Below are 12,735 nucleotides of genomic sequence, written 5' to 3'. Positions count from 1 at the left end.
TCACATATTTAAAATTTGAATTTAGGAGGAAGATTCACACATGGACAAACCAATCAGTTACCATGCTTCTTCGGAAACGGCAACCTTGTCCGTGAGACCGACCCCTCCAGGAGAAACTGCGACTTGGAAGGATTTTATTGCTCTGACCAAGCCGGGGATTTTGCGTTCCAATCTAATTGCAGCATTTGCAGGATTTTGGGTAGCCTCTCACTGGGAGTTGGAGTATGGAAAACTCATTTTGACTTTACTTGGAACCATGTTGATCATGGCTTCTTCTTGTGTATTTAACAATTATTTCGATCGTGAGCTGGATACAAAGATGGACCGTACGAAAGATCGCGTGCTTCCAACAGGTAAGCTGGCTCCAAAAATTGTATTGTGGTATGCGGTGATTCTCGGTATTATAGGTCTCTCTGTATTGTTTGCTTTTTCCGGTCCGTTAGCTGGCGTATTTGGCATTATAGGCATGCTTGTCTATGTCGTTATTTATACGCTTTGGCTGAAACGGAATTCAACCTGGAGTACCTCGGTCGGTGCAATTTCGGGGGCAATGCCTCCTTTAATCGGTTATGTCGCTGTATCCGGCTCTGTTGATTTAGGAGCGATCCTGCTGTTTGCATTACTATTCTTATGGCAGCCGCCGCATTTTTGGGCGCTTGGCATACGTCGTGTAGAAGAATACCGTGCCGCCGGGTTCCCTCTCTTGCCCGTTGTTAAGGGGATTCCAAGAACAAAACTTCAAATGATTCCTTATTTGGTGCTGTTAGTTCCGATCCCGATTCTTATGTATATGTACAATTACACGGGCATATGGTTCCTTGTCATCGGTGAAGCTTTATCTTTGATGTGGCTATTTATGGCACTCAAGGGGTTCCGTTCACAAGACAATGACGCTTGGGCAAAGAAAGTATTTTTGTTCTCGATTAATTATTTGACGATCAGCCTGATCGTGATGATACTTGATACCGTACGATTGTAATGGAGGAGCCGGAATGACCCTTTTGAAAAAGTATAAATGGACCTGGATTTTACTGGCGATATGTGCTCTGCTTGCGGGGTATTTGCTCTGGGATACGTATTCCAAACCGAAGCTTCCTGTGATAGGTCCAGTAGCAAGCTTTAGCATGGAAAATGTAGACGGCGGTACTGTATCGCTTGAAGATACCAACGGCAAAGTTCGGCTGTTTTATTTCTTCTTCTCAAATTGTCCGGATGTTTGTCCGATTTCTACCTTCCGTCTGAGTCAAGTACAGGACTTGCTTAAGGAAAAAGGGTTATTTGCAAAAGACGCGGCAATCGTGTCAATTTCATTTGATCCTGAAAGGGATACTAGAGAGCAGATTAAAGCTTTTGGAGACAAGTTCAAAGCGGATTATTCGGGATGGTATTTTCTAAGGGGAGACCAGCAGAAGACAATCGATTTGGCAATGAACTCATTCAAAATACTGATTAATCAAGATAAGGACGGCAATTTCGTCCATATGGATCTCATTGGGCTTGTGGATCGGGACGGAAATTTACGTGAAATTTACCGTCCAGAGGTAACGGCTACAGAAATTGCACAAGGCGTTGCAGATCTGGCTAAAGAATAGTGGAGTTATTGTTAATAAATAATCGATCATATAAAGTCGGTTGAGGGGGGATACAGAATAAATTCCTCCAGACCGGCTTTTTCTAATTGAGCTATGACATATTCATCGGGTGTTCCTTCGACACCGGCATATCCTTTTCTCGTATACATCTGAACGGCGTCAGGGAATAGATCCCTTAAAATGCCGCGTATTTTTTTGCCGGAGGAATCGTTATCCATAAAAAGATACACTTCATCATCACCAACATGCTTGCGAAGAGATTCCATTTTAAGCGAGTTCAGTGTTCCGTAGGTACAGTGGATTCTAACATCCTCCTGAATTAATCGGCGCAGCTTGCTACGGTCGTTTTTGCCTTCGACAATGATACTGATCGACATGGGAATCACCTCGTCTAGTAGGGTAGTTGGAGTGGGCTTAGTTAACATTGTATCCTTGTACAAGGGCAAGTGCAAAGGCAAACGGCCTGCCGGGATGGCAGACCGCAATTCATGTTTGCTTTTTTATAATCCAAAAGGAGTGCGGAGGATGATCACCAGCAAGATGTACAACACCAGGATCGTTCCAGTTGATGTCCAGAAGCCTGCACCCAGTCCAGGTCCGCAAGGATTAACGTTTCCCATTTCTTTTCACCCCTCTTTCAGGTCGGGTCGTTTGCTACACCATATACTATGTGGAACCCCAGTTGTTGCTCTGTGCAGCTGCCTAAAATGATCAATTACAATTACATTCGGTTTGTAGGCAAGCTTACTGGCGGAGGAGTGACTTGTTGTCTGGACCAGGGCGGGATCAGGATTAACACTAGCATTAGCAGAACAAACGCCAGAAAGTAAGGGGATGAATAATTATGCAGCAATCCTGCAGCGATAGGCCCGATGAATGATCCGATGGACATTGCGATAGATTGCAATGAGAATACTGTGCCCAGCCGTTTGCCGCCGCTGAGATCAATAAAAAGTGAGGCAATGGCCGGGAAAACAACTCCTTTAGACATACCTAGAAAAAATAAAGTTACAGAGATCGGAACAGTGTCCAGAGCAGCTAATGAGAAAAAGGAAAGTGCAATGCCCAGAATTCCCACGTGAGCTCGTAAATATGGAGAATACCGATTTAGGAACAACATCGATAAAGTAACAAGCGCTCCCAGACTTATAATGGAGAAATATAGTCCGGTATGCAGGATGCCGGAGGCTCCGCCAGCCTGCAGCGGAAGTTCAAAAAATAAAATACCTTGGGAACAGGATACAGCAAGCGGCAGCAAGTAGTGTCTCAGCGGGATGATGTTGATTTTAACTGGAGCATTAGCAGCAGCTGGTATTCCTGTGCGAAGGGAAGCCTTTGGCTCATGAATGGTAAATATGGCAATGACACCTGTAGCGATCAGAAGCCAGCCAAGGGCTTGAAATGTCTGCGAAAATCCGGCTTGGGCAACTAAAAATGCACCCGCTGCAGGAGAAACGACAGAGGCCAGGGTATGCATTACTCCATGTCCAGCCATCAGTTTTCCCTGATGAACAGGATTTCGGGATAAAGAGGCCAGCAGCGCAAGACAAGCCGGAGACAGAAAAGCCAGCACGAATCCACTGATAGAACGCAGTATAAGTAGCTGCCATGGTTCAGTGACATGTGCTTGAAGCAATAAGATACATCCTGCAGATAAGAGACTGAATATCATGTATCCGCGGCTTCCGTAGCGATCTACTCCTTGACCCGCTAATAAGTTACCTGGCAGATGTGTGAGAGCATAGATCCCCATCATCCATCCAATAAACGTTGGTGTTGCGCCAAGAGAAAGAGCAAAAGGAGTAAGCACCGGATACTGGGCATGCAGATCGAAGAAAGCGAGGAACATAAAAAAGTAAAGCCAGAAAGCCATTTTCATTGCCTTGCCCTCCTGAAGTAAAGTCATTATGCTCTACTTGTACGTTTCAGTGGACGAACTTATGCCCTTTTTTTGGTTAAGCTGACATGGCATAGGGCCATCATGTATAATGTATTAGCATCACTGTTGCCGACTACCTCTGATCAAATTGGACATAGGAGTGTTGTAAATGCTGGATATGGATTTTCAGGTATGGAGTGAATTTTTTAAACAGAATTGGCTGGTTATCGTGGGCGCCCTCGTTGTTTTGTTTCTGGTCGTAAACTTTGTAAAAACGGTAATCAAATGGGTACTCGTTCTGGCTATTGTGGCGTCTGTTATTATCTATAGCGGGATATCGCTCAAGGATATTGGGAACGCGGTAACTACGGTTACGGACCAGGCAGTTAGTATCAGTAAATCAGAAGCGCTGAAAATGATGAAAAATGAAGCTAAGGATGCGAAGCTAACTCAAAATAACGATGGAAGCTATACAATTACTACACCAAATCTGGAAGTGACCGGTGAAACGGGTAGTGATAAAGTACAGGTTACTTTCCGCGGTGTATCTCTTGGTGAATGGTCAATGAATGATACACTTCAGGCATTTATTACGGAGGCAAAGCGCAACTCCCCGTAATACTATCTAAAATATGCAGGATGACACCAAGACTGGGGGCTGACATGGCAGAAGATTGGATTCAAAGTTTACTGGAATTTAATTTGGTATCGGTATTACTGTTATTTATTTTGCTTGGGTCCGTGCTACAAGGACTGCTTCGCGGCGCATCGCGGACGGCTGGCAGGCTGTTCGCTCTTGTCAGTGGCGGGGTGCTGACGCTCCTGAGCATCGTTGCATCTATTCCATTAACATTGTGGTTATCTCCTAAAGTGCAGACATGGTTGTCAGCTGTAGTTCCTCCTGAGCGGGATTTAGCAACCTGGGAGCAAGTATATTATACGTTAGTGACTGCAATACGGGATTTCCCATTAATGCGCTTCGCTGTAGTATTTATTATCAGTTATTGGCTGATCCGTTCGGTGGTTGGCCTGATTTCGGCCTTTGCACTAGGCGGAAGTTCTCTATTAGGATCGATGGTCTTTGGTGAGAACAGGCCAGCTTCCTTTCTTAGTCGGATTACTGGAGCATGCATCGGAGCGGTAATTGGCGGAGCGAGATGTCTGATGATCATTGCGGTGCTGTTCATTGTAGTTACGATATTTCCCAGCAGCGGCTTTAGTCGATATATAGAAGCTTCACCTGTCTATCAGCAGGGAGCGCGAAGCGTTATCGAGCCGTTATCGGGCAATCTGATCAAGGAGAAGCTCCCGGTATTCACTCGTAGTGTTGAAGCCGAGCTTAATGGCATTCTTCAGCGCAAATATGAGTTAATTGATGCAGAGGTTCCACAAAATATCGAGCTCGCAGCGGCTGAAGTCACTAAGGGAGCAAGTACGGATGAAGAGAAGGCACGGAAGCTCTATGATTGGATCGGATCGAGGGTAAGGTACGACTACGGTAAAGTGGAAGATTACGAGGAACGTGGGATTTGGCACGAACAGACACCTAAAGATACCTTTGATACGAAAAAAGGTGTGTGCATCGACTATTCACGCTTATATGCAGCCATGGCCCGTTCACAAGGCCTACAGGTTAAAGTAGTGACCGGATTAGGTTATGATGGTCAGGGTGGATACGGTCCACATGCTTGGAACGAGGTGTATTTAACGGAGAAAAATAAATGGGTCCCTCTTGATTCAACATGGGCAAAGAGCGGGAATTGGTTTGATCCTCCTGCTTTTTCAGAAACTCATGTGCCTGACACCATTGTGTAGGATGCAGAGTAGCAGGCAAGCAGAGAGATTTTCTAAATATTCCATCTTTAATTTTAGGAAATCTCTGTTCTTGCTGTAACTTGGTGATGGCTTTATTCGTTATGTTAATATATATTTTATGTGGTATGACTCAGAAGGGATGAAAGAGGAGAAACGAAAATGAAAAGGGTATACTCTGACGATCCGCACGAGCAAGAAGCCGAGATGCAACGTCATTTTAATATTCGATTGAATATGTTCTTTTTCAGTGCATTTGCTATTTTTACAGTTATCATTGTGCGGTTGGCTATTTTACAGTTTGTAGAAGGTCCAAGCTTATCCCAGCAAGAGAATAGTCTCCGGGTTAAGGATGTTCCATTACCTCCTACTCGTGGATCGATTATTGCAGCTGGGGGCGAGAAGCTTGCGTATTCCACTCCGGTTCAATCGCTATATATTACATTACAGAAGGATTATAGTAAGAGCACAGATCGGGGGAAGTCGAATCGACCCGAAGCGATGGCGCTTGTCGATAAGCTGAAAGAGGTTTTTGATAAATATGGAAATCCAAACGTCGATAAGATGACCAAGGAAGATATCATCAAAGCGATGGACTTGGAGTATAAACAAAGCGGCGGTTTTTCTCCACGAAGAATCAAGATGGATTTAAGCAAAGGGGAAGTTGCCTATTTTCTAGAACGAAAGGATCAGTTCCCTGGGATAGAAATTGTAGAGGAGAGCATTCGTCATTATGATAAAGGTACCGTAGCGGTACAAACGATCGGTTATTTGAAGAAATTCAAATCAACGACCGATTTGAAATGGTATGACTCGATCAGAGAGGCTAATAAAGCAGAAAATGCTGATCCAGCTCTCACATATACCGATGAAGAATTTGTAGGAATCGATGGCCTTGAGATGCAATATCAGAATGAACTTCGAGGTAAGAACGGCTTCAAGAGTGTGCCTATTGATCCACGTAATATGGCTACAGGAATACCTGAAGTAACTCCGCCTGAGAAGGGCAATGATTTGCATATAACGATTAATAAAAATGTTCAGATGATTGCCGAACAGGCCATACTGGACCAAATCGATTGGGTTCATAAAAATCGAGTGTCCGGCGAGACGCATCCAAATGCGAAAACAGGGTACGCCGTAGCGATGGAAGTGGACACAGGTAATATTGTTGCCATGGCCAGTATGCCTGATTATGATACGAACGTATGGCAATCTGGTGGAATATCTTCTGAAGATTGGAATAAGATAATCACCAATTATCAGAATGGAACGATTACACCAATAAGTTCGGGTCGTTCAGGGCACAATTTCGATTCTGCTGTTCTACTTGGTTCTACTATCAAACCATTGTCCGTATTGATTGGGCTTAACGAGGGGTTGTTCACGACTTCCACTTATTATCCTGATACGGGGATAGCATATTTCGGTAAAAACGACTCTTCTAGTGTTCGAAACTCAGGCAGACATGCATATGGTAGTATCAACCCTACTCAAGCAATCCTCCATTCTTCCAATACTTTTATGGTTGATATGGTCGGTGAAAAATTGTGGAAAAAATACGGTTCTGAGGGGATCGATGTCTGGGATAAATACATGAAGGAGTTTGGGCTTGGTGTCTCGACTGGAGTGGATCTTCCCAAAGAATATTTAGGTAACTTAAACTATTTGAAGGCAGAATCTGAGACATCATTATCACGTTTGGCGTATGCCTCTTTTGGTCAGCAAGCAGGTTATACGACATTACAATTAGCTCAATATACAGTTGCATTAGCAAATCGTGGTGAACGAATGGAGCCACATGTCGTAAGCAAAATTACAGACGAGAACGGTAATGTTATTAAAGAATTTACTCCAAAAGTGCTCAATAAGATTGAGTTCAAAGATTCTTATTGGGATGCAGTTATTGACGGAATGAGGACTAATGTACCAGTATTTGCTGGATTTCCTTATGATTTTGCTCGTAAAACGGGGACCTCACAGCAATGGGGAGATGGTGCTAACCGGGATAACGGGGTGTTTATCGCCTTTGCTCCACGTGAGAATCCAAAGCTCGCGGTTGCAGTGGTAATTCCTGAAGGTGGGTTTGGAGCCCATAGCGCCGCACCTGTCGCACGGAAAATTTTTGATGCGTATGATCAGGAATATGGGTTGGATGGTGTTCCTAAGAAAACTAAACAACAAAATACCGGTTCGGGAGACACATCTACGGTGAATAACGGTCAATAAAATAGTGAGAAAAAAGAAATCGAAGCAAGAGGAAAAAATCCTCTTGCTTTTTTTTGTATTCCTCTTTAAAATTTGCCTTAGGGAAACTTTTTTAAATAAGACCATAAAATAGGGTTCAATGAAACAAATGTAGACTTGTACAACAAATAAATATGAATCAGATGCCATGGAGGGATTGGAAAGTGGAGAAATTGAAGGTGAAGAAAAGTCCTATGCAGAGGGCGAAGATGACGTTAAGTGTTCTGGTGCTAATTCTTGTTGCAGCATGTTCTAAGGTTGAGGGAGAAGCGGGTCACAAGCAGCGTGTCCAGGATGGCAGCAAGATTCAAATTGTGTCTACGATAGGGATGATTAGCGATGTCGTACAAGAAGTTGGCGGAACTGAAGTGGAAGTTACCGGACTTATGGGTCCGGGAGTAGACCCTCACTTATATAAGGCTTCTCAAGGAGATATACAAAAGCTGGATGATGCCGAGATTATTTTTTACGGCGGATTGCATTTGGAAGGTAAAATGACGGAGATTTTTGAAAAGCTGGAGAAACGCAAGCCAACAGTGGCTGTATCTTCCAACATCGATCCCTCAGTGCTTAGATCAGGAGCAGATGCGGGTGGTTCGCAATATGATCCTCATATTTGGTTTAATGTGAAGCATTGGGTCTCCGCAACGGAAACGATTCGCGATACGCTCTCCTCGTATGATCCTGCTAATGCTAAGAAATATGAGGAGAATGCGACGAAGTATATCGCACAGCTGAACGAGCTCGACGAAGAGATCAAATCCAGAATTTCTGAAATTCCGGAAGCTGGACGGGTGCTTGTTACCGCGCATGATGCTTTTGGATATTTTGGAGATGCATATGGAGTGAAAGTAATGGGCCTTCAAGGTATTAGTACAGCTGCCGAATATGGCTCCAAGGATGTCAGCAAGCTGCGTGATTATCTTGTGGAAAATAAAGTTAAAGCGGTATTCGTGGAATCCAGTATTCCTACAAAATCAATGGAAGCGGTCATTGCCGGTGCTAAGCAAATGGGGCATACAGTAACAATCGGGGGAGAGCTGTATTCTGATTCTATGGGAGAGCCGGGCTCGGATGCAGATACTTACATTAAAATGGTGAGGCATAACGTAAACACCATTGTTGAGGCGCTGAAATAAATTATATAAGCCTAGTGAGAAAAGAGGAAAACAGGATGGAGACTTATCCTTTAGAGGTAGAGCGGTTGACGGTTGCTTATCAGAAAAAGCCTGTGCTGCGCTCCGTATCGTTTGGCATTCCTTCCGGGAAATTAATCGGCGTATTAGGTCCAAATGGAGCGGGCAAATCAACGCTTTTAAAAGCTGTGCTTGGGTTAATTCCAAAAGTAGAAGGAAATGTGAGCATTTACGGACGCCCTTATCAAGAGCAGCGGAAGATTGTAGGGTATGTGCCGCAACGTGAATCGGTGGATTGGGATTTTCCTACGAATGCGCTGGATGTAGTGATGATGGGGCGGTATGGTCATCTTGGCTGGTTCCGACGCCCGGGGAGCAAAGAGCGTGAAATTGCGATGGAATGCCTGACTAAAGTCGGTATGGCAGATTACGCTGGAAGACAAATTAGCCAACTGTCGGGCGGACAGCAGCAACGGGTTTTCCTTGCCAGAGCACTCGCTCAAAATGCGCAGCTCTACTTTATGGATGAGCCGTTTGCAGGGGTTGATGCTACAACTGAGAAGGCGATTATTAGTTTGTTGCATGATTTGAAAGAACAGGGTAAAACTGTACTGGTTGTCCATCATGATCTTTCAACGGTAAAAGAATATTTTGATCATGTATTACTGTTAAACGGAGAATTGGTTGCAGCTGGTCCAACAGAGGATACCTTTACCTCTGATAATTTACAAAAGACCTATGGCGGACGAATCGCGATGCTTCAGGATTTTGGGGCCGCTACGGTAGGGACGGTGTAGCAATATGCTATCTACATTGATAAATTGGCTTATGGACCCCAATATGCAGTGGATTCTGATGGGGTCTCTGCTCTTGGGGCTTGGAAGCGGAGTGATTGGATCCTTTACATTCTTACGCAAGCAAAGTCTGTTAGGGGATGCATTGGCTCACGCAGCTTTACCGGGGATTTGTATCGCTTTTATGCTGAGTGGTGTTAAATCTGTAGGATTGTTTATGATTGGTGCGATCATATCTGGTGCATTGGCTACATTCGGTATTCATGCTATTACTCGTTATTCGCGAATCAAGCAGGATGCTGCTTTGGGTATTGTATTGTCTGTCTTCTTCGGGGCTGGCGTTGTGATGATGACCAAAATTCAGCACAGCGGCAACGGAAATCAGAGTGGGCTGGATAAGTATATGTTCGGGCAGGCTGCTTCGATGGTCATGACAGATGTGTATCTGATGGGGATTGTATCGCTCATACTGGTTATCGTGTGTGCTCTTCTTTTTAAGGAGTTTAAGTTGATTAGCTTTGATCCCGGGTTTGCAAGAGGGATGGGCATGAAGGTAGCACTCTTAGAACAATTGATGCTTCTAATGACAGTTGTTGCAGTCGTTGTAGGGATTCAGGCGGTCGGTGTAGTACTCGTTGCAGCCTTGCTTATTACTCCGGCAGTTGCGGCAAGGTATTGGACGGATTCGTTAGGCATTATGGTCATCATGGCAGGAGTTTTTGGAGCATTGTCGGGAGTGACCGGAACGCTGATTAGCGGAACGGTATCCAATTTGCCAACTGGGCCTGTTACTGTGCTGGCAGCAACGTTACTGTTTCTTGTTTCGGTTACATTTGCGCCTAATCGAGGCCTTCTCGCCAAATGGATACGTCGTCTCCGTACTCGTAATGAGCTTCGAGGCAAAATGGAAATGGTTGTGATTCACCAAAGCACTCAAGGTGTAGAAAGGGGGGCGGAGCAATGACAGATTTTTGGATTATTTTAACGGGTACGCTTGTTGCTGCATCTTGTGGTGTACTGGGTTGTTTTCTCGTTTTGCGTAAAATGGCGATGGTCGGGGATGCGATTAGTCACTCCGTACTCCCTGGAATTGCGATTGCTTTTCTAATCAGCAGCTCAAGAGATTCTTTGTTAATGTTGATTGGTGCAGCCGTTTTTGGACTTATTACCGTATTTTTGATTCAGGCTCTTCAGCAGGGCGGCTTACAATCGGATGCATCCATTGGGATTGTCTTTACAGCACTGTTTGCGATCGGTGTGATTCTCATTAGCCGTAATGCTGCAAATATAGATCTTGATCTCGATTGCGTCCTTTTTGGGGAGATCGCTTATGTACAGTGGGACACCTTAATCTGGAATGGCTATGATCTTGGTCCGATTGCAGTCTGGATGCTGGGGGGTACATTTTTGATTATTCTGGCTGCAATAGGACTATTTTATAAACAGTTCAAGCTGTGCGCTTTTGACCCTGCTCTTGCAGCGGCGTTAGGAATCCCGGTGGCTTTGTTTCACTATCTGTTGATGGGACTTGTTTCACTTTCGACAGTTGCTTCCTTTGAAAGCGTAGGGGCTATTCTAGTAGTAGGTATGCTGATCGTACCTGCATCTACGGCTTATTTACTTACAGATCGGCTGAGTGTGATGTTGTTGTACAGTATCCTTATTGGTGCAATCAGTTCAGCGGCAGGCTACTATGTGGCAAAATGGCTGGATGCCTCTATTGCAGGAAGCATGATATCGGTCGCAGGTCTGTTGTTCTTGCTGGCGTTTCTCTTTTCCCCACTGCACGGTCTTATCGTGCGCATGAGAAAACGCGGACGTTTAAAGACGGTTGAAGCGTCTTGACAAGATCAAATCACAGAAATGAAAAGCCTTGGCAGCTATTTGCCGGGGCTTTTTTCGATTGTAAAAACTGTCTACTTTGTTGACCTCAGGGATTATGATAAAATGGCGATATGTCATTTAGGGTAGGTAAAGGTTGTTAAATACTATAGATTGAGAAGTTTGGATGGGGGAACAAGGTTGAAATACAAATTGTTGGCACTCGATATGGACGGAACGCTGTTAACGGATAATCATGACATTTCACCAATAACGGAAGAGTGGATACGTAAAGCGATGGCTGCGGGTGTTCATGTCTGCTTGTCTACGGGGAGAAGCTACGATGAAGCAGTTCCTTTCGGTAAACAGCTTGGACTCAGCACACCGATGGTGACGGTAAATGGAAGCGAAGTATGGAAAACACCGGAGGAGCTGTATCATAGGGATCTGCTCGATAGCAGCACTATCGCTAAAATGTATGATATATCCCGGAAATACGGCGTCTGGTTCTGGGCTACCTCAGTGGAAGGCAGTTATAATGAACAAAACTGGGATTCGACATTGCTGGAAAATAGCGAGTGGATGAAGTTCGGTTATTTTACTCAGGATGATGATATTCGCCATCGTATTTTGATGGAGCTTCAGGATATGGGTGGACTTGAGATCACAAATTCTTCCCCTTATAATCTGGAGATTAACCCTGCAGGAATCAACAAGGCGAGCGGGGTTCAAATGGTTTGTGAATTGCTTGGACTAGCCATGTCGGAGGTGGTAGCGGTTGGTGACAGTCTTAACGATCTGGCTGCGATTCAGGCGGCAGGTCTTGGCGTAGCGATGGGCAATGCACAAATCGCAGTAAAGGAAAACGCAGATGTGGTGACAGCTTCGAATAATGATGATGGTATTGCACTTATAATACGTGATTATATTTTGAAGTCGGAGGAATGAGTCAATGGTTGATGTGCTTGGCTGGATCATTGTCATTGCATTGTTTGTTGTCGGTATGGCAGGGGCGATATATCCGGTGCTGCCGGGTGTTCTGGCTATATATTTTGCTTTCTTCGTCTATGGTTGGTTCTTCACCTTTGAAGAGTTCGGCCCGTTTTTCTGGATTATCCAAACCCTGATTGTCGTCGTTTTGATGGTCGCAGATTATTTGGTAGGGGCTTGGGGAGTCAAGAAATTCGGTGGAAGCAAGCTGTCTGTATGGCTCAGCACAATCGGGATTATTGTGGGACCTTTTGTTATTCCGGCATTTGGTCTGGTTATTGGTCCGCTTGCAGGTGCGCTTATCGGTGAGTTAATTAGAGGAGAATCCTTCTCCAAAGCGATAAAGGTAGCCTTCGGTTCAGTTGTGGGTCTTTTCAGCAGCATCGTTGTAAAAATCATTTTGCAGGTAGCCATGATTATCGTATTTATCATCTGGATTATCTAGTGAGGAACAAGAAAGAAGG

General features: G+C 44.6%; 14 protein-coding genes. 11 read left to right on the top strand and 3 right to left on the bottom strand.

The features are described from left to right. Positions 1-40: 40 nt before the first annotated feature. The gene (gene cyoE / locus BLS49_RS07600; protein ID WP_091228043.1) at positions 41-979 is read left to right on the top strand and encodes a heme o synthase; all 939 of its coding nucleotides are present in this window, start codon (positions 41-43) and stop codon (positions 977-979) included. A gap of 13 nt (positions 980-992) precedes the next feature. Continuing rightward, a complete protein-coding gene (locus BLS49_RS07595) occupies positions 993-1,592 on the top strand; it encodes an SCO family protein (RefSeq protein ID WP_091228042.1) in 600 nt (199 codons plus the stop codon). Between the two features lie 26 nt (positions 1,593-1,618). Here BLS49_RS07595 and BLS49_RS07590 read toward each other — a convergent pair whose 3' ends face one another. The 3 genes from BLS49_RS07590 to BLS49_RS07580 form a co-directional block, all read right to left on the bottom strand. Next, positions 1,619-1,969, bottom strand: coding sequence for a toprim domain-containing protein (locus BLS49_RS07590; RefSeq protein WP_091228041.1), 351 nt, complete (start codon positions 1,967-1,969; stop codon positions 1,619-1,621). A 123-nt stretch (positions 1,970-2,092) separates the two neighbouring features. Continuing rightward, positions 2,093-2,212 (bottom strand): sporulation protein YjcZ, encoded by a 120-nt coding sequence (locus tag BLS49_RS07585; RefSeq protein WP_091228040.1) that lies wholly within the window; start codon positions 2,210-2,212, stop codon positions 2,093-2,095. A gap of 101 nt (positions 2,213-2,313) precedes the next feature. Further along, positions 2,314-3,471, bottom strand: a complete 1,158-nt coding sequence (locus tag BLS49_RS07580) for an MFS transporter (RefSeq protein ID WP_091228038.1) — start codon at positions 3,469-3,471, stop codon at positions 2,314-2,316. Positions 3,472-3,649: 178 nt separating this feature from the next. Between BLS49_RS07580 and BLS49_RS07575 the strand changes: the two genes are divergently transcribed. The 9 genes from BLS49_RS07575 to BLS49_RS07535 all read left to right on the top strand — a co-directional run bounded on the left by BLS49_RS07575 (position 3,650) and on the right by BLS49_RS07535 (position 12,716). Then, positions 3,650-4,090, top strand: a complete 441-nt coding sequence (locus BLS49_RS07575) for a hypothetical protein (protein WP_091228228.1) — start codon at positions 3,650-3,652, stop codon at positions 4,088-4,090. Between the two features lie 44 nt (positions 4,091-4,134). Beyond that, positions 4,135-5,286 carry a transglutaminase domain-containing protein gene (locus BLS49_RS07570; protein WP_091228037.1) on the top strand — a complete coding sequence of 384 codons (1,152 nt, stop codon included), beginning with the start codon at positions 4,135-4,137 and terminating at the stop codon, positions 5,284-5,286. Positions 5,287-5,445: 159 nt separating this feature from the next. Next, positions 5,446-7,512 (top strand): peptidoglycan D,D-transpeptidase FtsI family protein, encoded by a 2,067-nt coding sequence (locus BLS49_RS07565; RefSeq protein WP_091228036.1) that lies wholly within the window; start codon positions 5,446-5,448, stop codon positions 7,510-7,512. 182 nt (positions 7,513-7,694) lie between these two features. Then, on the top strand, positions 7,695-8,669 hold the full coding sequence (locus BLS49_RS07560) for a metal ABC transporter solute-binding protein, Zn/Mn family (RefSeq protein WP_425432128.1): 975 nt from the start codon (positions 7,695-7,697) through the stop codon (positions 8,667-8,669). A gap of 35 nt (positions 8,670-8,704) precedes the next feature. After that, positions 8,705-9,463: a metal ABC transporter ATP-binding protein gene (locus tag BLS49_RS07555; RefSeq protein ID WP_091228035.1), complete on the top strand. Its 759-nt coding sequence runs from the start codon at positions 8,705-8,707 to the stop codon at positions 9,461-9,463. Between the two features lie 4 nt (positions 9,464-9,467). Then, positions 9,468-10,424: a metal ABC transporter permease gene (locus tag BLS49_RS07550; RefSeq protein WP_091228033.1), complete on the top strand. Its 957-nt coding sequence runs from the start codon at positions 9,468-9,470 to the stop codon at positions 10,422-10,424. Next, positions 10,421-11,305, top strand: coding sequence for a metal ABC transporter permease (locus BLS49_RS07545; RefSeq protein ID WP_091228030.1), 885 nt, complete (start codon positions 10,421-10,423; stop codon positions 11,303-11,305). Before BLS49_RS07550 ends, BLS49_RS07545 begins: the two co-directional genes overlap by 4 nt. 177 nt (positions 11,306-11,482) lie before the next feature. Next, positions 11,483-12,229 (top strand): Cof-type HAD-IIB family hydrolase, encoded by a 747-nt coding sequence (locus BLS49_RS07540; RefSeq protein ID WP_091228029.1) that lies wholly within the window; start codon positions 11,483-11,485, stop codon positions 12,227-12,229. Between the two features lie 4 nt (positions 12,230-12,233). Further along, a complete protein-coding gene (locus BLS49_RS07535) occupies positions 12,234-12,716 on the top strand; it encodes a DUF456 domain-containing protein (protein ID WP_091228025.1) in 483 nt (160 codons plus the stop codon). Positions 12,717-12,735 lie beyond the last annotated feature (19 nt).

The sequence above is a fragment of the Fontibacillus panacisegetis genome, from assembly GCF_900102215.1.
Taxonomy (GTDB): domain Bacteria; phylum Bacillota; class Bacilli; order Paenibacillales; family Paenibacillaceae; genus Fontibacillus; species Fontibacillus panacisegetis.
Note: the sequence above shows the minus strand (reverse complement) of the source record. Positions and strands in the feature narration are given on the sequence as shown.

Bases quoted from the DNA above. Each gene is read 5' to 3' on its own strand.
- cyoE (WP_091228043.1), top strand. From the start codon at position 41: ATGGACAAACCAATCAGTTACCATGCTTCTTCGGAAACGGCAACCTTG.
- BLS49_RS07595 (WP_091228042.1), top strand. From the start codon at position 993: ATGACCCTTTTGAAAAAGTATAAATGGACCTGGATTTTACTGGCGATA.
- BLS49_RS07590 (WP_091228041.1), bottom strand. From the start codon at position 1,969: ATGTCGATCAGTATCATTGTCGAAGGCAAAAACGACCGTAGCAAGCTG.
- BLS49_RS07585 (WP_091228040.1), bottom strand. From the start codon at position 2,212: ATGGGAAACGTTAATCCTTGCGGACCTGGACTGGGTGCAGGCTTCTGG.
- BLS49_RS07580 (WP_091228038.1), bottom strand. From the start codon at position 3,471: ATGAAAATGGCTTTCTGGCTTTACTTTTTTATGTTCCTCGCTTTCTTC.
- BLS49_RS07575 (WP_091228228.1), top strand. From the start codon at position 3,650: ATGGATTTTCAGGTATGGAGTGAATTTTTTAAACAGAATTGGCTGGTT.
- BLS49_RS07570 (WP_091228037.1), top strand. From the start codon at position 4,135: ATGGCAGAAGATTGGATTCAAAGTTTACTGGAATTTAATTTGGTATCG.
- BLS49_RS07565 (WP_091228036.1), top strand. From the start codon at position 5,446: ATGAAAAGGGTATACTCTGACGATCCGCACGAGCAAGAAGCCGAGATG.
- BLS49_RS07555 (WP_091228035.1), top strand. From the start codon at position 8,705: ATGGAGACTTATCCTTTAGAGGTAGAGCGGTTGACGGTTGCTTATCAG.
- BLS49_RS07550 (WP_091228033.1), top strand. From the start codon at position 9,468: ATGCTATCTACATTGATAAATTGGCTTATGGACCCCAATATGCAGTGG.
- BLS49_RS07545 (WP_091228030.1), top strand. From the start codon at position 10,421: ATGACAGATTTTTGGATTATTTTAACGGGTACGCTTGTTGCTGCATCT.
- BLS49_RS07535 (WP_091228025.1), top strand. From the start codon at position 12,234: ATGGTTGATGTGCTTGGCTGGATCATTGTCATTGCATTGTTTGTTGTC.